A 21,141-nucleotide genomic window follows, 5' to 3' on the forward strand; every position below is an offset into this window, starting at 1 on the left:
GGAAATGAAAAGTATGAAATCAGAAATGCATAGTCGATTTGACACTATAGAAACAAAACTGGAAGGTGTTGGGAGCCAGTTTGAATTAACAAACGAATCGAGCATCAATGAAATGGATTTTATTGTTTACAAAGTAAATAAAATGGAGAAAGAACTTTATATTTTAAAAAACAAATATAATAACTAGAGAGTGCATAAATACGCACTCTTTTTTATTAAGTAGACCTTTGATCAATGTTAAGCTATCGGGCGCATATCAGGAATAATAATTTGCGCTCGTATTTACATAAAAGTCATATTGACGAACGATGTACTAAGGAGGAATTGAAATGAGTCAAATACACGAAACGGAGTACTGTGTTATTAAAGAAAGTGCAGAATTAGACCTCGGTGATAGCAGAGTTGCAGCAATCGAACGTCCTTTGGATGTTACATATGAAGAACTGAAAAAACTGATGCACTTAGCACGAGAAAAGAATATCATGTATTAAACTAACGGGCGCTAATCTTTAATAAGAATTAGCGCCATATTGCATATAGGTGGCTAAGAATGGAGGGTTTAAGCAATCGTGAAGAAATCCGCCAACCATGTATGTGGTATGCTTAAAGAAACAATTAGAAAGGAGCTTTTATATGGGGAAAGTTGTTATTGATATGTCAATTTCACTTGATGGATTCGTCGCTGGACCAAATGATAACCCCAAGCAACCTTTAGGAGAAAATGCGGAGGTTTTACATAATTGGTTGTTTTCGGGAGATCAAGTCAGTCAGGTAAATGAGTTTTTTAAGCTTTCTGAAGCAAATCGAGTAGTACATGATAAATCTTTAATAAATGCTGGGGCAATGATCGTTGGACGAGGAACGTACGATATTGTCAATGGGTGGGGAGGTAGTCACCCGAACAAAGGTGTTCCTGTATTTGTTGTAACGCATAGAGGACCTGAAACTATTGCAGAAGGTACAACACCTTTTACTTTTGTATCAGATGGTGTCGTGTCTGCCGTTAAGAAAGCTAAAGCTGTATCGGGTGATAAGGAAATAGGTGTTGCAGGTGCGAATATCTCGCAACAATGTTTGAAAGCAGGTCTTGTTGATGAAATATTTGTGCATATTGTTCCTGTGACTTTGGGAAAAGGAAAGCGACTCTTTGAAGAATTTACATCACTTGAAATTGTTGAAGTTATAAATGCGTCTGATGTGACACACATTCGGTATAAGGTTATTCAATAAAAGACAAATGTGAAGTTATATGAACTAGAAACCTTATCACCGGTCGGGCGCTTTCTCTGAATAAAACTGCGCCCGTATTTCGTATTAAGACCATATTGTAGAATTAAAGTCAAATAGTTTGATTAAGACAAGCTATAATTATTATCATTCAATTTTTTGTTAAGGAATTTCCTCTCTAAAAAATCAAAAAATTCTTTATTGTCTATAGTGAGATAGTATATAATGACTGGGAGTCTAAACGGGAGAGAAGATGGGGTTTTATTTATATGGCACAAAAGCAAGGGGCAGGTAAAAAGCTGGTTTTATTGGATTTGGTTTTTTATGTGGTATTTCCTTATATCATATGGGAGTATGGAAGGGATCCTTTTGGAGATTATGCAGCAATGCTGATCTCAACAATTCCAGGATTTGTTTATACTATTTATCGATTTGTTTTGGAAAAGCAGTTTAATATTACGGGAATATTTATTATCAGTGCATTAGCATTGGGAACTACTGTTGATCTGCTATCAGGGTCAGCCGAGCAGATGTTGTGGAATGGAGTATATTTAGGTTTGTTTTATGTGGTTATTCACTTTGTTGCTCTGATGATTAAGCGTCCTTTTGCCTTATACTTTGCTATCGACTTTGCATATTTGCAGGGCCATGCACGAAAGGATAGTACAACATTATTTTTTCAAAAAGAAATTTTTAAATGGTTTCAATTCATTCAGACAATTTTCATTGTAAGGGGTCTTTTTATGGCAGGGTTAAAAGTATTCCTGCTGCAAAAGTACGGTGTTGATGGTTATGATGAGCTGCTGATATATAGGCAGCTTGCAGGTTGGTTTTTTGGAATTTTGATTATGGGTATGTTCATTTATACAAATGTTCCGATACAAAGGTTTTTAAATAGACAGCAAGACAGGAAAGATTCCACATCTACTGATGAAGTTTTTTAAATACAGGGATTGGCAAATGAATAACAGTAAAGATGTTATTGTAGGTTTCATTATTTTTGAGAATTTTCAATGTCAGAGAACTCACCCTATTATTACAAGAGTTGGTTTGTCGTATTTATGTTAATTTTTTTTTCCAGTAGGACTCATTCTTATGTGGAAAGGTAATAAGTTCGGAAATACGAGTCGGATTATTATATCTGTTTTGGGATTATTACCGTTGTATCCTTTTGTACTGAAGATTAAGAAACAAATACCGGCTCAGAAGATATAATGGAAGCTGATGGAGTCAAAGAGGACATTAACGGAAGAACGAAAGAAGTGTGTATTTATAAGTAAAAATGAGATTATGAGGAAAAATTATTTTAAATATTCCTTTACAGGAATATTCCTTGTGTGGTATATTGTAATCATGGAAAAGATATTGAGTGCTATTGCCGAACCAAATAGACTAAACATCATTGGATTATTGCGCGATACCCCTTGTACAGTAGGGGAAATCGCCGAACAACTTCAACTTCGTCAGCCTCAAGTTTCCAAACACCTCCGTGTACTTAGTGAAGTCGGGCTAGTTGTAGCAGAGCCTGTTGCTAACAAAAGGATCTATAAGCTTAGGCCCCAGCCACTCATGAAGCTGGATACCTGGCTGGAGCCTTACCGTCAGATCTGGGAGGAGAGATTCGACCAATTGGACGATTATCTTGTGAAACTACAGGAAAAGGAAGATGAAGAGTAGGGAATGATATTGCAGTTAGAATTGCTGCCGTATTATTTCAAATTTAATGAAAGGAGATTTTCGTTTCATTTAAAAAAAATCTTTAGGAGGAAATTAAATGTCAGAAAACAAATTAACGTACAAAACGGAAGGCCGGACACTCGTAATGGAGAGAATGTTTGACGCACCGAGAGAACTGGTATTTAAAGCATTTTCCGAGTCTGATCATCTGGAACAATGGTGGGGGCCAGAAGGATGGGAAACCGAAAGTCGCAAATTTGAGTTTGTTCCCGGTGGTGTGTGGCATTATTGCATGCGTTGTACAGATGAAAATCAAGGAGACTTCTATGGTATGGAATCCTGGGGTAAAACAATCTACAGTGAAATCAATCCGCCTGAAACAATTGTTTACACCGATGTGTTCTCGGATGAGGAAGGTAATTCGGCTGATGGTATGCCGGCGACGCAGGTAACAATGAATTTTGTTGAGCAGGAAGAAGTAACGAAACTCATTGTGCATTCTCAATTTGAGTCAGTTGAAGCACTTCAAAAAGTTGTGGATATGGGTGTAGTGGAAGGAACTGATTCACAATACAGATGTCTTGACGATCATTTGAAACAGATTCAGCATGTGTAAGGAAGTATTAACATCAGCACAAAACAAAATTTCCGGAGATCAAGAAGAACTTGATTTCCGGAAATTGTTTTTTTAGAGATTACTTTATGTAATCCTATAGTATAACTAGATTTCCAGTTTTCCATATAAGGGCGCTTTTCCTTAATAAGCGCCCATTTTGCATATTAGGGCCAGATGTGGAACAAAAGGCAACTTAAAAAATATCCCCGGTAAATAAATTTATCCGTGCATAAAATATGGTCTGCAATTCACAAATCCTATAAACTAAGGATAAATGTAATTGAAAATAGGTGGTGAAGAAAGATATGGAGTGTTTACACAGGTCCTTGGTTACCTGAACCCCTAGTCAGTACAACAGAACAGCCTCTGGATAATATCATAAAAAGCGAAACAATTTCTTATGCCATTCTTGTTTTACTGGACCAACTGTCTCCTGTAGAAAGAGCAGTATTCGTCCTTAGAGAAGCATTTACTTATAACTATGAGAGCATTGCTGGGGTGTTGGAAAAATCAGAAGTCAACTGCAGAAAGATATACAGCCGTGCTAAACGGAAATTAAAGAATGATTTAGCTGTTCATCCTGAGAATACTGAACACGTTGATTTCCTGGCGAAAACATTCATAGAAGTATCGATGACCGGTAATTTTGATGAAATGATTAATGCTCTTGCTGAAGATGTTGTCCTTGTTACCGACGGCGGAGGAAATGTGCCTTCTGCATTATATCCAATTGTAAACAAAAAGCGCGTATTTGCCTTTATCAAAGGAGTTACCGCTAAAGCAAGCTTCGTAGGAGAACTTCTTCCGGTGATGGTCAATGGCCAAACGGGAATTTTGCAAATAAAAGACGGACAGCCTATTAGAGTCGTCAGCTTGGAATTGGATTCAGAACGGAACAATATGCGAAGCATCTATATTGTTTCAAATCCGGAAAAGTTAACTCATATTTCTGTACCTTAATGTCACAAATCACTCCTCTGTTTTGTCTTATTAATGAAGACGAAAACAATGAAATGGAGTGATATTTTATGAATAAAAGTATAAATTATATGGTTTTGGCACCAAAAATGTTGAGTACAGTAATAAAACTCCTATTGCATCAATCTACATTCAAAAAAGGCAATAAAAATTGGTGAAAAAAAACATGGGGAAATTTTATTGACATCGAAAATAGGGTAGGCTAATATAATGATAATGATTCTCATTATCATTATATTAGTATAAAGGGGTGAAAAAAATAGATTTAATTGAAATATATAGCTAATGTGAACCATTCTAGAAAATAAGCCAGAAAATTGACCGATATTTAGATTGTTTTCCATGCACTGAATCATCATACGGAAAAACTTTGGAAAATTAAATTGTTCTAGGATGAAAGTCAGTTCATTGTTTGGCGAAAAGATAGTGATTAGTTACATACGTTCGAATTGGGTATCCAAACAAAACACCATAATTAAAAGACTGTACATTAATTAAAACATGAATAAGTAGTCAACTGAATATACCAGGAGGACTTACATATGAAAAAAATAATGATTTTTGCAAGTATACTAGTTTTATTATGGTTAGTTGCATGTAATGAATCAAGTGAAGAGGAAAAAACTAGTAAAGATAAAAATATGACAGTTCGTGAAATTAAAATAGAAGATGCGATGGGGACCCAAACAATTAAAGGTACACCAAAAAATATTGTAGTCTTACAATGGACTTATGCGGAAGATTTATTAGCATTAGGTATTCAACCTGCTGGAGTAACTGATATAGAGGGCTATAAAAAATTTGTCAATGTGGATAAAAAGCTTGCAAATAGTGTAAAAGACGTGGGAACCCGAACGGAACCTAACCTAGAAGCCATTTCAAGAGTAAATCCAGACCTTATTATTGCAATGAAATCCACTCATGAAAAAATATTAGATAGCTTAAAGAAAATTGCCCCAGTAGTGACATTTGAATCAATTTCAAGTGTCAAAAATCAATATAAAAATATGTTGGAAGACTTTAAAAAAATTTCAAAAATTGTTGACAAAACAGACAAGGCTAAACGTGTGATTTCAGATTTAGAGGAATTTATTGAGGATCAAAAGAAACGGGTATCGGAAGCTGGATTCATGGATTCAAAATATATTGTTTCACAAGCATATTCAGTACAAAATTCGACTGTACTACGTTTGTTTACAGATAATTCAATTGTATCACAAATTATGACACGTCTTGGCTTTGAAAATGCCTACAAACCAGATAAGTTCAATCCTAATGGCTTTAGTGAAGTAACTGTTGGGGCACTCCAAACTGTTCAAGATGAAAATCTTCAATTTCTGTACATTGTGCAAGATGATGATAATATTTTCAAAAAGCAACTTAAAGGTAATCCTGTATGGGAAAATTTAGGTTTTGTACAAAGTAAAAATACACATCAACTCCCTGGTGATACATGGCCTTTCGGTGGTATTTTATCTGCATATGAACTAACCGAACAGTTTGTCGATGCAATGGTAAAAAAATAATTTCTTCAATTATACGGGCGCTTTCCTTGAATAAAGGTAGCGTTTATTTTTTGCTTAGACAGAAAGTTAAAGCCAGGTAGTTGAAACTTTCCGTAGCTTGATCCGTAATGTAATCTATGAAGAGGGAATTGTATAAATAATTTGAAATGGAAGAGGATTGATTATGGAGCCGGAATATATAAGAGACTATGCGATGTACACAGCGATTTTTGGTATGTTTAGTTTGGTTTGGTTTGGCTGGGCTCAAGAGAATCCTAGAAAAAATTGGCGCAAGTATATTGGGATTGCTTCCGGAATTGCGTTGTTAGTATGCTTGTTAGGCGTGTACTTGAGCGTGACGCACTGGGATGCAGCTACTACTTTGTCCGAAAAGGACACGTTTACTAACTACTTAATTGTTTTCTACACTGAATTTTTTATAGCGGGCCTCGGCGCTTTCTGGTTGATTCGAAGTAAAAAAAAGGATTATGTTGCTCCGTGGATTGCTTTTATCGTAGGTTCTCACTTTTTCTGGCTAGAAAACATCTTTAAAGACCCTAGTTTGTATATATTAGCGGTACTTATGATAGCAATTGCAGTGGTATCACCATGGCTATCCAAAAAAATGGGCGTTGCCAACAGTGCAATCACCGGCATAGGATCTGGCACGTCTCTATTTTGTTTTGCCATATTGGGACTGATTCGCTACCTATTGGCATAAAAGTCATTATTGTTGATTGAATTATGATAAAATTAGAAATAGTGATCTTGGAAGTGGTGAAGATTCTTGAATAAAATTTTCTTGCACGTTGAGGGACTGGTAGTTCTGGCATTAAGCACTTATTTTTACTTCTATTTGCAATTTGGTTGGCTTATGTTTGCCATTTTATTGCTCGCACCAGATTTATCAGTACTTGGATACTTAAAAAATAACAAGGTTGGTTCGGTATTGTATAACCTTTTTCATACTTATAGTATTCCGGTAGTAATAATAATTTATAGTGTGTTGGTACATAACCATATTTCTTTAATGATTGGCTTAATATGGATTGCTCATATCGGGTTGGATAGGATGCTTGGTTATGGATTGAAATATCCGACAAAGTTTCAAGATACCCATATGGATCGTATCTGAATGGACTTCAATTAACGGGGGTAAAAACGGAATAGAGAACAGCGCCTAAAGTTGCAATATTTGGGCCAGGTTGTTTAGTAATCTAGTATAATAAAATCATGCCATTTTATTCAATTATAGATTAGAAAATGTTAAGAGGGTATAAAAATGGATAATGAAATAGCCAAAAGTATTAGAGAAAGTTTAACAGCTGATTGTACGAAGTGCTTTGGACTTTGCTGCACAGCGCTTAATATTGTAGCATCAAGTGATTTTCCAATTAATAAACCAGCAGGCACACCTTGTATGAACTTACAATCTGATTATAGTTGTCAAATTCACAGTAAGCTGCGAGAGAAGGGTTTTAAGGGCTGTACAGTATTTGACTGTTTAGGTGCTGGACAAGTCGTTTCTCAAGTTACTTTTAAAGGTCACAGTTGGCGAGAAAATCCTCCGAGTGTTTCCGATCATGGAACAAATACATGAAATGATTGCGTACACGGCAGAGGCTTTTTCGTATGATATTTCCCATGCTTTGTCTGATAAATTGAGTGTACAGTTAAAAGAATTGCAGAACCTAACAAAACTTGATGCTGAACAGTTATTATATCTCGATCTAATGATGTACAGACTTCCATTAAATAAATTACTTGCGGAAACCAGCAAATATATTAGAGAAAGCTTAATTGCAAAGTTACCTGGCACTAAAAATGCTAAGAATTATAATCATGAAAGAGCCGACTGGATTGGCAAAAAATTAAGAGGTGTTGATTTTATTGGTGCTGATTTGCGTGATGCTGATTTAATGGGAGCAAACTTATCTACGAGTATGTTTTTAACTCAAATGCAAATCAATTCAGCTAAAGGTAACTATAAAACTATATTACCTTCGCATATACAACGACCTCCTCATTGGATTAACTGATTTTTTTCTTGTTTGTGTATTGAAGAAGATTTTTGAACATTATGTCTTCCCGGTCAATTAATACAGAATCCTTTATTCAATTAAAGGGATCGCTTGTTTAACAAGGGGAAAGTGGAGGGGCTTATCCTCCACTTTTGTTGACTAAATAATATCCCGAATATGCAGGTCTAAGCAGGTGTGTTCTATTTATTTTATGTATGTAATTTCGTCTTTAAATAATTCATATATCCAATTACATCACAAAAGTTCAATAATTGGACGCAAATCAGGAATTGTCTTAGCATCTGAACTGAATATAAGGGCCAGATTGTTGCATAAAAATCCTTTCTGTTTATGCAAGAAACTAAATGGAATACTAACCATAAAATACATTAAAAAGTGAGGATATATAATGGTTGCGAAAACTAAAAAGGATTTTGATGGGTTAAAAGCAATTGGTAAAATTTGTGGAGAAATTCGAGATGAATTAGCCCATAGTGCGAAATCTGGAATTTCCACAAAAGAACTCGATGAAATTGCAAGAGAGATGTTTGAAAAAGCGGGGGCACAATCTGCACCAAAAGGAGAATACGATTTTCCTGGATATACGTGCATTAGCATAAATAAAGAAGTAGCTCATGGGATTCCGAAGAGAAAACGGATCATTCAAGAAGGAGACATTGTAAATATCGATGTTTCAGGTTCAAAAAATGGGTATTTCGCAGATACTGGAATTTCCTTTGTAGTAGGGAAAGGAGAGACAACTTTACAGAAAATATGTGACGTTTCTAAAGAAGCGTTCGATATTGGACTTAAGAAAGCAAAACCAGGATCGAAAAAAAATGCGTTGGGCAAAGCTGTACACAATGTAGCGAAACGGTATGGCTTAACAGTCATAAAAAATCTTACTGGACATGGCGTTGGGCGTTCGATTCATGAAGAGCCAAAACATATTTTCAATTACTACACCCGCTGGGATGACGAAATTTTAAAAGATGGTATGGTAATTGCGTTTGAACCTTTTATCTCCACATCTGAAGAGGAAGTTTTTCAATCCGAAGATGGTTGGACCTTCCTAACTAATGAAAGCTTTGTCGCTCAATACGAACATACGATTATTCTCACGAATGAAGGACCGATTATTACTACAGTGTAAAAACCCTAATACCGCAAACGGGCGCTTTTCCCTAATAAGGATTAGCGCCAATATCGCATATAAAGGGGTAAAAAGTTAGGAGCTGAGTGTGTGATGATTAAAGGAATATATGAGCTTGTTAGCGAAGAACAGTTGAAAAAGTATGCAGAGCTTGCTGTACGAGCTGGTGTAAATGTGCAAAAGAATCAATTAGTGATTATTCATAGTGACATAAAAAATGTAACGTTTGCACGTCTAATCCAAACGGCAGCCTATGAGGCGGGGGCTTCAAATGTGGTTATGGATTGGACAGATGAACAGTCTACCAAAGAATTTTATTTAAATGCAGCAGATGATGCCATCGATCGCTTTCCCGACTGGCAGGATGCACGCTTTAAGGAGTGGGACGAGGCGGGTGCTGCTTACATCCATATTATTTCTGAAAACTTAGATGTCTTTAAGGAGGTTTCCACAGAACGGATGAGCCGCTTCCAAAAGGCCTCCCGTACCAAATTGAAGGTTCATAATGCAAAGATTAGGTCCCACGAGATACGCTGGTGTCTTTTAACTGTCCCGTCCTTCGCATGGGCAACTAAAGTATTTCCTCACTCAAGTAAAGAAGAAGCCCTGCAATCGTTATGGCAATTAATCTTATGTGGAGCTCGGGCAGATGGAAAAAATCCTATAAAAGACTGGGAAAATCATGACAGAGCCTTCGAGTCACGGAAAAAGTTTCTAAACGATAGCCAGTTTGAAGCCCTGCATTTTACAAATAGCCTAGGAACTGATTTATTAGTCGGCATGCCTAAAAATCACTTCTTTATAGGCGGGGGTGTTATAGATGAAAAGGGAATACCGTTCTTTCCGAACATTCCCACGGAGGAAATATTTTCTGCCCCTCATAAAAATGAGGTAAATGGCAAACTGGTAGCCACTAAACCGCTTATCTATGGGGGAAGTGTTATCGATGATTTTTACCTAACCTTTAAAGATGGACGGATTACTGCCTATTATGCCGCCACTGGGCAAGAAGCGTTACAAAGTCTCATCGAAACAGACGAAGGTTCACATTATCTAGGTGAAATTGCCTTGGTCTCTAACAATTCTCCTCTTTCTCAGGCGGATACTCTCTTTTACAACACCTTGTTTGATGAAAATACGGCCTGCCATATTGGAATCGGAAACGCCTCCCCTTCCAACCTTCAAAATGGCAGCAACCTATCGGTGAAAGAGTTGAAGGAAGCAGGACTTAATACTTCCCTCCTGTTAGTCAATGTGACCTTTGGTTCCGAAGATATGAAAGTAGTGGGTATTAAAGAAGGTGGAACTGAAGTTCTACTAATGAAAGATGGTGATTTCCAATTCTAATTTGGCTGCTCTTTAACAGGTAAGCATTGTTTTTTAGTTGAAATAAGGGGATCTATTCAATGAAATATTTTATATGCCATTATCATATTTATTCCAATTCGATTTGTGGGTGAAGTTTATAGAATTAATAGGCTAACTGGTTGGGAATTTAATACAATAATGATAATAGGTTGCATTATTATCATTGTCGAATTTGTAATTGGTACACTTCTTCTCATATTCCTAACAAAAAAGTCACTGAAAGGCCGTATAGCCAACTTTTGGACAATTATTTTATGGTTTCCCATACTTTATTCTTTTGGCATATATAATCGCATCTTTATTTCCAATAACATACGAAGGTGATATGCCTGGCCCTGGAGCCGGTTTTATTCTAATAGCTGTATTAATTGTTTATCCCTTTTATATTTTAACTATCAATTACATAAGTTTCGAAAGTGATGATAAAGGAATAAATGCGGTTTGAATTTAAAAATTGTGTGCAAAGTTTCATTTCAAGTACGCCTTTCGTAAAACCACGAAGATGGTAAAATCCTTTAAAAATCAATATCCCAAGTTAAGTGCAGAAATTGAAGCTGAACATACGAGGGAACAAATGAATCATTCGGGCTGATATCATGTTAAAACAGAGCCAGTCACTGTTAGGCAAACTAGCTAATACCAGCAGAATATTCAAGAATAGGGGTGCCTAGCTGGATAGCGCCTAATTTGCCACTAGGTGTAAATCGAGGGGATTTAAGAGATGTTTGTGGGATAAATGTGATTTTCAAACATTTGTGAGCTTTGCACTTAAACTAACGTGCGCTATTCCCTAATAATGAATAGCGTCATATCGCATATAAGGGCCAGTTAATGGAATAAGCGTTTTGTTCATATGGTGTAGAAATTGAGATGGATATCGGTGTCTTTCTAGAAAAGTGTCGCTTATTAGTAATAAGAATAGAATAGGCATCTGGATAATCACATATTAAATGGATACAAATGGTTATTCCGCTATTTCTTTAGTGCTTCTTCATTTAGAGTTGGTGGATCCAAACTTACAACAGTATCTCCTTTTTTACCTTTGACCTGTCCTTCATGAGTTGAAAACTCAAGCTTTCCGGATGGTTTTAAAATAAATAGTATCAGGCTTTGATCACCACGTTCTTCAACATATTGGGCAAAGCTTTTTTGGTTTAATTCCGTTGTGTTGAATTGGAAGCCGCGTTCGACGTGATCATTCAGTTCACCCCATGAAATATTTTCTTTTGTTAAAAAGCGTTTGTCGTATTTGTCGATGATTTCCGTAAGAACTTCCCCGTCTTCATTATGCAGACTGAAGATATTATTTCGGCCCATTTCCTGCACAAAGGATTTACAAACTAAGGCATTATAAGAGTTCACCCTAGATGCTGCAACCATATATCCATACTTTGTTAGATCTAATTCATAATCATGGAGTTCAGATAATATTTCACCGTGATAGGTTTCGATATCTGTCTTCTGAGCAGTTTCTAGCTGCTGTTGTGAAGAATCCGCCAACAATACAGGGATATTCAATCCCTTCATCGCTTTTGCCATACCGATACTAAATGGATTGCTTTCAATAAACAGGACACCGGGTTGGCTATTGATAGCGAGGCCGAGTTTTTTCGCTACCCATCGAATTGAAAAACCATGTGCAACCACTGTTGAAAAAACGAGACCAAGTGTTATCGGGATGACGAGATTTGCATCAGTAAATCCAGCATCTAATAAGACATGGGCGAAGTAGCTGGAAACAGTTAACGCCACGATTCCCCGGGGTGCGATCCAACCGACCAACGTTTTCTCCTGGTTTGTGATATCCGTATTGATTGTTGATAGCCAGATCGATAGGGGGCGGACAAGAAACATCATTAAAAGGATATAGCCAATGATATTCCAATTTAATATATCGAGCAGTGTTTCTCTTGTGATTCCTGCTGTTATCATAACATAGACTGCAGACATGAGCAGGACGGACATATTTTCCTTAAAATGACGCATATCATGAAACGGTGAAATGTCCATGTTAGCAAGTTTGATTCCCATCGCGGTGACCGCTAGTAAGCCTGTTTCATGCTTGATCTGATCGGCCATCATAAAGCAAGCTGTAACCATGGACAAGACAACAGGTGATCGTAAAAATTCAGGAACATGGCCTTTTTCAAACAACCAACCAACCACAAATCCTGATAACCATCCGAGAAAGACGGCAATTGCAGCTGAAAGGAAAAATAAGAGGAGTATTGTTGCTGTGACCTCATCAGATATAAGAAAATGGATAATTTCAAATGCAAAGACAGCAAGTAATGCTCCAAGCGGGTCAACAATGATACCTTCCCATTTTAAAATCGATGCGGGGCGTTGTTTTAATTTTGCCTGGCGTAAAAGTGGTAAAATGACAGTTGGCCCGGTAACGATAAATAGACCGCTAATGACAAAAGCGACGGCCCATGAAAGCCCGGCTGCATAATGAGCGGCAAATGAACCTAAGATCCATGCAATAAACGCACCTACTGTAACGATTCGAACAATGGGGCGAGAGAGCCCACGAATTTCTTTGAAATTGAGATTTAGGCTGCCCTCAAATAGAATGATACCAACTGCGATTGCAATAAACGTCTGAAAGATATCCCCAAAAGCTTCTTTTGGATTCAGGATGCCAAAAATAGGCCCTGCAAGTAATCCAGCAAGGGACATGGCAACAATGGCTGGGAAACGAAAGTACCATGCCAACCATTGTGCACTAATTCCAAAAATCCCTATCATAACCACTTGAAATAATAAAGAGTCAACCATATTTAATCACCTTAATCGCTTTGTTATATTTGTTAGCATGTTCATATATCTTACGAACTCCAGTATAAAGATTAGTGTGAACTTTTTTCATGATTTTATAGATGGCTGGCTCATTTTATTTCTAAATTTGGTGGGTAATTGGTCGTATCATACGAGGGCGCATTTCCTTAAATAAGCGTTGCGCCTATCTTTACGGAAGCTGGTTACCCTGTAGTTGGTGCGTGTTTTTTTTCTTCTTAAATAGAAAAAAGCGATAGACTGAATAAAATCGGTCTATCGCTTAATATAAATTATGCTTTCACAGGCTCTGTGGATTTAATGTTATTATAGAAATCAACAAAGTTGTCAACAACGGTATCTAAAAATTCTATGGTACCCTTATCGGTAATTTCACCAGATTCATTCAATTTTTCGTGTACAGCTCCAATATATACTTCGTTGTTTGGCAGAAGAATTGGTGACAATGCCGGGTTAGATAAAATTTCTCTTAAATGCTGTTGTGCGCGAACACTTCCCAGTACACCAGGAGAAGCGCCTACAATGAATCCTGGTTTGTCTTTAAGTGTAAGATCGCCGCCACGAGATAACCAGTCAATAGCATTTTTAAGTCTACCAGGAATAGAAAAGTTAAATTCCGGAACAGCAAACAATACTGCATCAGAATCTTTTACTTCATCTTTAAATTTTTGAGCATTTACGGGTGGGTTCTCCTCAATATCCTGTGAAAAGTTTTCAACATCGTTGATAAACACCGGGATAATATCTAATTTATTGGCATAACGCTTTTTCATAAAATCGACTACTTTATTATTAAAAGAATTTGAACTCGTGCTTCCAATAACTGCTTTAACTTTAATTGTCATATAAAAACATTCTCCTTTTTATATAATTTATTTGTAAAACTCCACCCCATAAACTACTTTACCATATTAAATACATTTAAAATTTAATGCAAAAGTTCTGCTTATTATTTTCTATAACTTACTAATTATTAGTAAATACATCAGTTGATATATTAAAACAGATCATCCAAATAATTGTAGCAGAATTCTACCGATGTAAGCGTCAAAAACGGACTACGTAAAGTAACTGAAACTCTGGAAAAATTAATGTATCAATATGTCTAATTATACGAATAGTAAATAGGGGAGGAATTATATTCCGGAGTTCCTATTAGGGAAGAGTTTGTTATGGGTGGACCCTTTGTTGAAAACGAAGTCAGAAATTAGAGAGGCTTATAAAGATTTTAAAGCTAAATAAATTTTTAAGAGGAAAAGGTAGAAATTGAAATGTTATCGACTATTATTCAAATAATATTGGCTTTCATGTTTTTCAAAGCAGCAGTGCCAAAATTTACTTCAAATCAGCAAGTTGAAGCTTTTGAAACGTATGGATACTCACAATGGTTCCGTAATATTACAGCGATTGTGGAAGTTGGAACAGCATTCCTGCTAATCATTGGAATATGGAAACAGCAGTTAGCTGCGATCGGGGGCTTACTGGTTTTAGCAACTATGATAGGAGCCATTTTTACCCATATAAAATTGAAAGACAGTTTTTCAAATATGGTGTTATCAATTGCATTACTTGTACTAGGGGTAATTGTACTTTGGCAAAACTCAAGTGCTTTGCTTGGTTAACTTGTTCACTAAGCGGGCGGGCTAACTGAATAAAAGAATAAATAATTCAAAATGGACATACCTTTGAGGTAAAACAGTCAGTGGAGGTGGGTCTATTTTGAATAAGAAGTATCTTGTTGTAGCGAGTGTTTTCATTTTGGTTGTGATAACTGTGTTCGCTTTTAATTTTCCTGTTGAAAAATCTAATGCAAAAGGATTCTCTAATGGTGAAAAAAAGAATGGGCAGTTGTCAGAAGTAATTAAAATAATTGAGAATGAAATAAAAAAGAATGATGTGGTCCGCAGTATAACGGCTAAAAAGAAAGATTCGGTTACAATTGAAAACTCAATTATAATTGAAACCTCAATAAATTATTCCGTTAAGTCAAATGCAGATACACAAAAGGCTGATAAAATTATAACCAAAATAATTAAGGCAAAAAAACAACTGAGTGATTATAAGTCTTTTAGGGTACAAGTCAATAGTGCCAATGGAAATGTTTTATCAGGTGCAGTTTTTGTGAATTAACTCCAGTTTAGTATGTTTTCACCTAGAGTTAATTCATAAGTTATTTAGGAATAGTTAGTCTCCTATTAAACAATACCAGCCAATAGCAGAAAGGACTATTCCGATAGGGCGCAAGAATTGAACAACTATAGACCGTTTCAACCAATTAAAGGGAAGTAAAAACAAAATAATAAAAACTTATAAATTTTACTTTTTATGACCCCTAGTGAATATATATGTATTAATAATTTGATATGGGGGATGTATGACGATAAAAGGGAAGGCAAATTTAAGTGTTGGTTGGATAACTTTGTTTCTAATGGGTACTGACTTATTTGTGGTGTCTCCGTTATTACCGTTTATTTCGGAAGCATATAAGGTTAGTCCAGAGACGACTGGATGGATGGTAACTGTTTTTGCGGTTACATATGCTTTTTCGGCTCCATTCTTTGGTTGGCTTTCAGATAAAAAGGGACGGAGAACAATGATTACGTTTGGTTTATTATTGTTCGCTATTTCTAACGCTCTAACTGCTTTTGCCCCTTCATTTTCATGGCTAATTATTAGCCGTATTTTAGCTGGTTTGTCCGTTGCTTCAATTACTCCGTTGATATACGCAATCATTGGAGATATTGCGCCGGCAAGTCGAAGAGGAACATGGCTTTCAATTGTTGTGTCAGGACATTTAACCGCTCTTTGGGCAGGAGCTCCACTCGGTACGGTATTAGAGTATTTTCTCGGTTGGCGTTCAGTATTTGTTGTAATGGCTATCATAGGAATCATATTGGCGGTCGTGAATTTCAAAACGTGGGAATCTATTCCTGAAAGTGATATAACAAGAAAGCTATTAGAAGGAAATATGCTAGGAATACTTCGTTCCGTAAGTGTTACCACTATTTGGGCGATTTCAATGTATGCCCTTTATGTGTATTTAGGCGCAGCTCTATACGCTGAAAATAGATTCTCATCATCAGAAATTGCATTAGCTGTTACTTTTTATGGTGTCGGGGCTGTTTTAGGAAGTCTTACAAGTGGAAAATTAACAGATAAGTTCGGAGAAAAGAAGGTTTCGAACGCTTCTCTAATTTTTTTAACTTTAATACTTGTTTGTTTAGGAATATTTTTTTCATCTGGTGATTGGGTTTATTTTCTTCTGTTTATATGGGCTTTGGTTGGGTATGCAGGATTTACATCATACCAAGCACGATTAGTAGTGGAATATCCAAAAGAGCGGGGAATTGTTATGGCATGGAATAATACGGCTCTATATATTGGTATTACCATTGGCTCAATGATTGGGGGTTATGTCATATCTATTTGGGAATACGCTTTGCTCCCATATGTTTGTAGCATTGCAGCAGTTGCTAGCTTTGTGCTTGGTACTCAAAAGGTGAAGAATCAAAAAAAGAATCAGCTTTATCAGTAAATACTTTACCTCAGAACGAGATCTTTTTGTTTTCGTATCAGGTGCTTTGATGGAAGATCCTTTATAGATTTTAAACAATCGTTTTCTAATATTGATATTCAAGAAAAGGGCGTAAGAACCGAATAAATTTCCTTGATTTCTTTGGCCAGATTGTGGAGTAACAAAAGCCCATTTAAATAATATTTGAGTAAAAACACAAATCTCTTGTATTTGGTTTGCTATAATGGGATGAAAGGTCGGGTATTTATGAGTAGTTATTTTCCCAGAACGGGGAAGCTAATTGGCGTTATAAGTATGTTTGTCATTTTACTATCATCGCTTTGGCTAATATGGATTGGGGAAACAAATATACGTTATAGTGGCGATCATAAGGGAACAATGCCCTTTTGGAATAAGTGGATACCTTTAATTGTCGGTATACTTCTCATTCGATTCTTACCGTTTCAACGTAATAAATACAATCCCCTTCAACATTTTGGTCCAAGGAGAATCATAATCCAAACCGTTGTCTTATTTTTGTGTGGAGCTCTTTTCACGGTTTGTCTTCTTATTGTGAACTTTCAAGGTATGGCGTTCCAATTGTGGTTTATGATATCTAAAATAACTTTATTATTGTTCACTCCACTAATGCTTTTTTTGTTTGATCGAAGTAACCCCAAACAACAGCGATCAAAACCTATAAAATCAACAGTGAGTAATAAATGGTATTGGCTTATACCGTTTATTGTCATGATAATATGGGTTTACCTCAACTTCTTTTCTGTATTTTCTACACCCTTTGTTTCATTGGGTATAACTGATCCAACGATGTTAATCGTCACTTTACTCGTAAGTTTTCTTATTAATAGTCTACTAGAAGAGCTTTTTTATAGAGTTTGGTTGCAAACACGTCTGGAATTAATACTAGGTACTTGGCCGGCAATTCTTCTTACATCGCTCTTGTGGGCGAGCTGGCATATTACGGTACATGGATCTGGTCAATGGAATGTTGATATGGCGACGGTTATTACAAACCATGGAATCGTAGGACTATTTTTGGGGTATTTGTGGGCACGTTATCGCAGTGTGTGGGTGATTATTATTGTTCATGGATTAATAAATGCACATCCACAGCAACTACTTGAGATTTTATTCAATTAAATGTGCTTAGTTCAAAAAGGTTGGTAACCGATACTCCATTCTAGGGCGCCTATCTGGAATAAGAGTGGAGTAGACATTCCTACCTAACTGAAATAGATTAGACAGGGGATTAAGTTGGGAGGTGCATCAAAATTGACTACTATTAAATCTTTCCCGGAATTAAGTGAGGTCGTAGATTTTATTGAAAAAATGAATTCACTTCAAAAGAACCATATCGGTTATTGTGGGAAAAAAGCAGATGAAATACGTAGCACGTTGGAAGAAGACTTTACGGATGTACCAGCAAGAGATGCATTTGTGGTAGCGATGGAAAATAATAAGGTCGTTGGGGTTTGTGGATTTGACGCTGATCTTGAACGAAGGAGTGCAGAGATTTGGGGACCTTTTGTAGACCATGATGATGCATTTCAGGTATCAAACTCGTTATGGATAGCACTTATGAAAAAGATCCCGAACGTTATACAAACTGTATCGTTATTTCCTGATAATCATAATAAAATGGTGTTAGACCTTGGTGCTGCATTAGAATTTAGATCAGTTAGTGATCAGGCAATATTGATTTGCACAAACCAATCCCTAAAGAAAATGAGTGACGATACTGTTATTAAGTTATCAGAAGCCCATTACAGTTCGTTGGTTAAATTGCATGATCAAATTTTTCCGGATACATATCTATCGGGGAAAGAAATGTTGGAAGGGTTGAATGAAGAAAACACGGTTTTTGGCATGGTTAATAACGGGAGTTTGATTGGATATATCTATGCAGAAGCCGATCCTAAATTTGGAGAGGGAAGTATTGAATTTTTTGGTGTTGACAGGCTGGCACAAGGCAAGGGAATAGGACTTGCACTTTTAGCAAAAGGACTGCAATGGTTATTCTCGTTCCCATCTATTGAAGAAACCACCCTTTGTGTTCGTTCTGATAACTCAAAGGCTATTCATCTATATAAAAAAGTCGGTTTCCAGGTTGAACATGAGCTTACATTACTTGAGAAAAAAATAGATGGCAGTGCATAACGATTCCTAAGCAATACGAACGGGCGTCTATCTGAAATAGGGATAGGCGTCCTATTTTGCGAAAATGGCTATGCTGTTGTTTGTTATGAGGATATTTGAAATAATTGGATAATAAGTTAAAAACAAAACTTAGAAGGGATGGGGAAACATAATCTAAATAAATAGCGTACTTCCGGAAATAAGAATTGTATTCTTACCAGGTTAAGGAGTCGATTATTGCTTTGGAAACTTTATTTGGTATCATAATCGTTTTAATAATCTTTGGATTGTGCTTTTTATTAATGTATTGGGGGATAAAAGAGATATATAAAATAACATTTCAGCCCACACGTAATAATGAAGCAGAATTAATAAAAGAATTATTCATTAAAACAACGTGTAGACTCGCTTGAAAGAAAATTGGATGAGAAGTAAGTAAAAGCTATTCTTGAATTGGGCGTAATACTCATTAATCCTGTTTGGATCACACAAAGTATTAGGGTAACAAAATAATCATTATCTTCCGTTAACGAGCGCAATTCACTAAATCGCACTAATATCGCACATAAGAGTCATTTAACAAGAGATGAAAATGAGGAGATTAGTATGGAAAGCTGCGTGTTTTGTAATATAGATTTAGAACCAAATCAAAGTATTGTTTTAGCTAATGAACATTGTCTGTTTGTTCAATTAGAAGAATCTAGGATCAAAGGTAACAGGCTAGAAGGTGCAGGACTGATTGTTCCCAAAAAGCATAGGGAAACAGTGTTTGATTTAACCCCACAAGAATGGAAGGCAACAAACAGTCTTCTCCATGAAGTTAAACAATATTTGGATAAAAAATACAAACCTCAGGGATATAATCTTGGTTGGAACTGCGGAGAAGTAGGGGGACAGCATATTTTTCACGCTCATTTTCATGTTATACCAAGATATGAAGATGAACCACTTGCTGGTAAAGGAATTCGATATATGTTTAAAGCTAAAGAAAATCAAAGAAAAGGTTATTAAACAAACGGACGCCATTCCGGAAAACCAATCTAACTATAAGATTGAAAATCTAAATGGTTTTTCCTTACTAGTTGAACATGCTGAAGAATTCGGCGGAATCAATTCATTTCTTTAATTTGATTGCTGAAAAAGTGAATGAGGGAGAATTTGATGATTATTCTGATATTCATATTGATTTAAATGATAATAATGGTATACTAATAATATAGGAGAAGTACGGAAGGTGGAATTGGATATGCCAACATACCTGTAATGGTTTTGTAACTAAATAGTGCATTTCTTTTTTGAATTATTATTCAATGACGGGAGAAGTGTGCCTATTTTTAGCCATTACAGGGAACGCAGGATAGTCAGTTATTTTACTTCCAGCGGAATACCTGTAAGGTATTCCGCTTTTTTTAATGGGAAATTCTCTCCATCAACACTTTTTGCGTTCCTCTGAATAAATAGGAGGAACTGGTGCATGAGTTTTAATCATTTAATCACTTACGAGATCATTGCTCAGGAAACGCCTTATATAAAACGAAATTGTCGTAAATGTAAAACGAACACAGCGTTTTATTGCAGTGAGAAATTCAGGGTAAATGCGAATCAAAAAACAGTTGATATTTGGCTTATTTATAACTGTATACATTGTGAGGGAACCTGGAATTACTCTATTTTATCTAGAGTAAATATTAATAAAATTGATTCTTTGCTAATTCAAAAGTTTATGGATAATGATAAAGAAACAATCTGGTATTATGCTTTTCAAATCAATAAATTAAGAAAGCTGTGTAATAATGTAATAACAGATATACGATACGAGCTAAGAAAAGAAAAACTTGATTCACTATCTGACGAGATTACGATTAAACTTTGCTATAAACATGATTTTGGTCTTAGGATAGATAAACTAATAGCAGAAATCTTTGGCATTTCAAGGTCAACTGCAAAAAATTTGTTCCAGAACGGAACTATTTTACTAAATCCAAACATTAATATGAAGAGCAAAATTATAGATGATTTACAAATTACAGTAATGGGTGATTGGTACAATGGTTCATCTTGAAATTGTAAGTGTGCCAGAACAAACGCCGCAGATAATTTTTGATCATTAAATTGGAGGGAATAGA

General features: G+C 36.0%; 21 protein-coding genes and 1 pseudogene. 20 read left to right on the forward strand and 2 right to left on the reverse strand.

Annotated elements, in window-relative coordinates; all coding sequences use genetic code 11:
- From HUX68_RS00005 to HUX68_RS00065, 13 genes and pseudogenes are all read left to right on the forward strand, one after another.
- Positions 1-187 (forward strand): hypothetical protein (locus tag HUX68_RS00005; protein ID WP_174612720.1); only part of this gene is annotated, 187 nt, incomplete at its 5' end.
- A gap of 142 nt (positions 188-329) precedes the next feature.
- The gene (locus HUX68_RS00010) at positions 330-491 is read left to right on the forward strand and encodes a hypothetical protein (protein WP_174612721.1); all 162 of its coding nucleotides are present in this window, start codon (positions 330-332) and stop codon (positions 489-491) included.
- A gap of 142 nt (positions 492-633) precedes the next feature.
- Positions 634-1,230 (forward strand): dihydrofolate reductase family protein, encoded by a 597-nt coding sequence (locus HUX68_RS00015; protein ID WP_174612722.1) that lies wholly within the window; start codon positions 634-636, stop codon positions 1,228-1,230.
- Positions 1,231-1,496: 266 nt separating this feature from the next.
- Positions 1,497-2,171, forward strand: a complete 675-nt coding sequence (locus tag HUX68_RS00020; RefSeq protein WP_174612723.1) for a VC0807 family protein — start codon at positions 1,497-1,499, stop codon at positions 2,169-2,171.
- Positions 2,172-2,580: 409 nt separating this feature from the next.
- Complete coding sequence (locus HUX68_RS00025; protein ID WP_174616296.1) at positions 2,581-2,904, forward strand: ArsR/SmtB family transcription factor; 324 nt, start codon at positions 2,581-2,583, stop codon at positions 2,902-2,904.
- Between the two features lie 97 nt (positions 2,905-3,001).
- Positions 3,002-3,520: an SRPBCC family protein gene (locus HUX68_RS00030; protein WP_174612724.1), complete on the forward strand. Its 519-nt coding sequence runs from the start codon at positions 3,002-3,004 to the stop codon at positions 3,518-3,520.
- Between the two features lie 405 nt (positions 3,521-3,925).
- On the forward strand, positions 3,926-4,480 hold the full coding sequence (locus HUX68_RS00035; protein WP_281355785.1) for a sigma factor-like helix-turn-helix DNA-binding protein: 555 nt from the start codon (positions 3,926-3,928) through the stop codon (positions 4,478-4,480).
- 560 nt (positions 4,481-5,040) lie between these two features.
- A complete protein-coding gene (locus HUX68_RS00040; RefSeq protein WP_174612725.1) occupies positions 5,041-6,024 on the forward strand; it encodes an ABC transporter substrate-binding protein in 984 nt (327 codons plus the stop codon).
- A gap of 163 nt (positions 6,025-6,187) precedes the next feature.
- Positions 6,188-6,724: a hypothetical protein gene (locus HUX68_RS00045; RefSeq protein ID WP_174612726.1), complete on the forward strand. Its 537-nt coding sequence runs from the start codon at positions 6,188-6,190 to the stop codon at positions 6,722-6,724.
- Between the two features lie 66 nt (positions 6,725-6,790).
- Positions 6,791-7,138, forward strand: a complete 348-nt coding sequence (locus HUX68_RS00050; protein WP_174612727.1) for a DUF4260 domain-containing protein — start codon at positions 6,791-6,793, stop codon at positions 7,136-7,138.
- A 147-nt stretch (positions 7,139-7,285) separates the two neighbouring features.
- Positions 7,286-8,042: pseudogene (locus tag HUX68_RS00055) on the forward strand (pentapeptide repeat-containing protein).
- 391 nt (positions 8,043-8,433) lie between these two features.
- Entirely contained in the window at positions 8,434-9,177 is a 744-nt protein-coding gene (map, locus tag HUX68_RS00060) for a type I methionyl aminopeptidase (protein WP_174612728.1), read from the forward strand.
- Positions 9,178-9,270: 93 nt separating this feature from the next.
- On the forward strand, positions 9,271-10,524 hold the full coding sequence (locus HUX68_RS00065) for an aminopeptidase (RefSeq protein WP_174616298.1): 1,254 nt from the start codon (positions 9,271-9,273) through the stop codon (positions 10,522-10,524).
- Positions 10,525-11,517: 993 nt separating this feature from the next.
- On the opposite strand, the gene HUX68_RS00070 is transcribed toward HUX68_RS00065, so the two are convergent.
- Positions 11,518-13,326, reverse strand: coding sequence for a cation:proton antiporter (locus tag HUX68_RS00070; protein WP_174612729.1), 1,809 nt, complete (start codon positions 13,324-13,326; stop codon positions 11,518-11,520).
- 290 nt (positions 13,327-13,616) lie between these two features.
- Positions 13,617-14,189: an NADPH-dependent FMN reductase gene (locus HUX68_RS00075; protein WP_174612730.1), complete on the reverse strand. Its 573-nt coding sequence runs from the start codon at positions 14,187-14,189 to the stop codon at positions 13,617-13,619.
- 426 nt (positions 14,190-14,615) lie between these two features.
- Between HUX68_RS00075 and HUX68_RS00080 the strand changes: the two genes are divergently transcribed.
- From HUX68_RS00080 to HUX68_RS00110, 7 genes are all read left to right on the forward strand, one after another.
- A complete protein-coding gene (locus HUX68_RS00080; protein WP_174612731.1) occupies positions 14,616-14,966 on the forward strand; it encodes a DoxX family protein in 351 nt (116 codons plus the stop codon).
- Between the two features lie 97 nt (positions 14,967-15,063).
- The gene (locus HUX68_RS00085; protein WP_174612732.1) at positions 15,064-15,474 is read left to right on the forward strand and encodes a hypothetical protein; all 411 of its coding nucleotides are present in this window, start codon (positions 15,064-15,066) and stop codon (positions 15,472-15,474) included.
- 244 nt (positions 15,475-15,718) lie between these two features.
- Positions 15,719-16,879 (forward strand): MFS transporter, encoded by a 1,161-nt coding sequence (locus HUX68_RS00090; RefSeq protein WP_174612733.1) that lies wholly within the window; start codon positions 15,719-15,721, stop codon positions 16,877-16,879.
- A 246-nt stretch (positions 16,880-17,125) separates the two neighbouring features.
- A complete protein-coding gene (locus HUX68_RS00095; RefSeq protein ID WP_174612734.1) occupies positions 17,126-18,019 on the forward strand; it encodes a CPBP family intramembrane glutamic endopeptidase in 894 nt (297 codons plus the stop codon).
- A 132-nt stretch (positions 18,020-18,151) separates the two neighbouring features.
- Entirely contained in the window at positions 18,152-19,036 is an 885-nt protein-coding gene (locus tag HUX68_RS00100) for a GNAT family N-acetyltransferase (RefSeq protein WP_174612735.1), read from the forward strand.
- Positions 19,037-19,621: 585 nt separating this feature from the next.
- Positions 19,622-20,026 carry an HIT family protein gene (locus HUX68_RS00105; RefSeq protein WP_174612736.1) on the forward strand — a complete coding sequence of 135 codons (405 nt, stop codon included), beginning with the start codon at positions 19,622-19,624 and terminating at the stop codon, positions 20,024-20,026.
- 463 nt (positions 20,027-20,489) lie between these two features.
- Positions 20,490-21,077, forward strand: a complete 588-nt coding sequence (locus HUX68_RS00110) for a DUF1062 domain-containing protein (protein WP_174612737.1) — start codon at positions 20,490-20,492, stop codon at positions 21,075-21,077.
- Positions 21,078-21,141 lie beyond the last annotated feature (64 nt).

Source organism: Virgibacillus ihumii, assembly GCF_902726655.1.
GTDB lineage: Bacteria > Bacillota > Bacilli > Bacillales > Amphibacillaceae > Lentibacillus > Lentibacillus ihumii.

Excerpts from the sequence above, each read along its gene's own strand:
- HUX68_RS00010 (WP_174612721.1), top strand. The coding sequence starts at position 330 with ATGAGTCAAATACACGAAACGGAGTACTGTGTTATTAAAGAAAGTGCA.
- HUX68_RS00015 (WP_174612722.1), top strand. The coding sequence starts at position 634 with ATGGGGAAAGTTGTTATTGATATGTCAATTTCACTTGATGGATTCGTC.
- HUX68_RS00020 (WP_174612723.1), top strand. The coding sequence starts at position 1,497 with ATGGCACAAAAGCAAGGGGCAGGTAAAAAGCTGGTTTTATTGGATTTG.
- HUX68_RS00025 (WP_174616296.1), top strand. The coding sequence starts at position 2,581 with ATGGAAAAGATATTGAGTGCTATTGCCGAACCAAATAGACTAAACATC.
- HUX68_RS00030 (WP_174612724.1), top strand. The coding sequence starts at position 3,002 with ATGTCAGAAAACAAATTAACGTACAAAACGGAAGGCCGGACACTCGTA.
- HUX68_RS00040 (WP_174612725.1), top strand. The coding sequence starts at position 5,041 with ATGAAAAAAATAATGATTTTTGCAAGTATACTAGTTTTATTATGGTTA.
- HUX68_RS00045 (WP_174612726.1), top strand. The coding sequence starts at position 6,188 with ATGGAGCCGGAATATATAAGAGACTATGCGATGTACACAGCGATTTTT.
- map (WP_174612728.1), top strand. The coding sequence starts at position 8,434 with ATGGTTGCGAAAACTAAAAAGGATTTTGATGGGTTAAAAGCAATTGGT.
- HUX68_RS00065 (WP_174616298.1), top strand. The coding sequence starts at position 9,271 with ATGATTAAAGGAATATATGAGCTTGTTAGCGAAGAACAGTTGAAAAAG.
- HUX68_RS00070 (WP_174612729.1), bottom strand. The coding sequence starts at position 13,326 with ATGGTTGACTCTTTATTATTTCAAGTGGTTATGATAGGGATTTTTGGA.
- HUX68_RS00075 (WP_174612730.1), bottom strand. The coding sequence starts at position 14,189 with ATGACAATTAAAGTTAAAGCAGTTATTGGAAGCACGAGTTCAAATTCT.
- HUX68_RS00080 (WP_174612731.1), top strand. The coding sequence starts at position 14,616 with ATGTTATCGACTATTATTCAAATAATATTGGCTTTCATGTTTTTCAAA.
- HUX68_RS00090 (WP_174612733.1), top strand. The coding sequence starts at position 15,719 with ATGACGATAAAAGGGAAGGCAAATTTAAGTGTTGGTTGGATAACTTTG.
- HUX68_RS00095 (WP_174612734.1), top strand. The coding sequence starts at position 17,126 with ATGAGTAGTTATTTTCCCAGAACGGGGAAGCTAATTGGCGTTATAAGT.
- HUX68_RS00105 (WP_174612736.1), top strand. The coding sequence starts at position 19,622 with ATGGAAAGCTGCGTGTTTTGTAATATAGATTTAGAACCAAATCAAAGT.
- HUX68_RS00110 (WP_174612737.1), top strand. The coding sequence starts at position 20,490 with ATGAGTTTTAATCATTTAATCACTTACGAGATCATTGCTCAGGAAACG.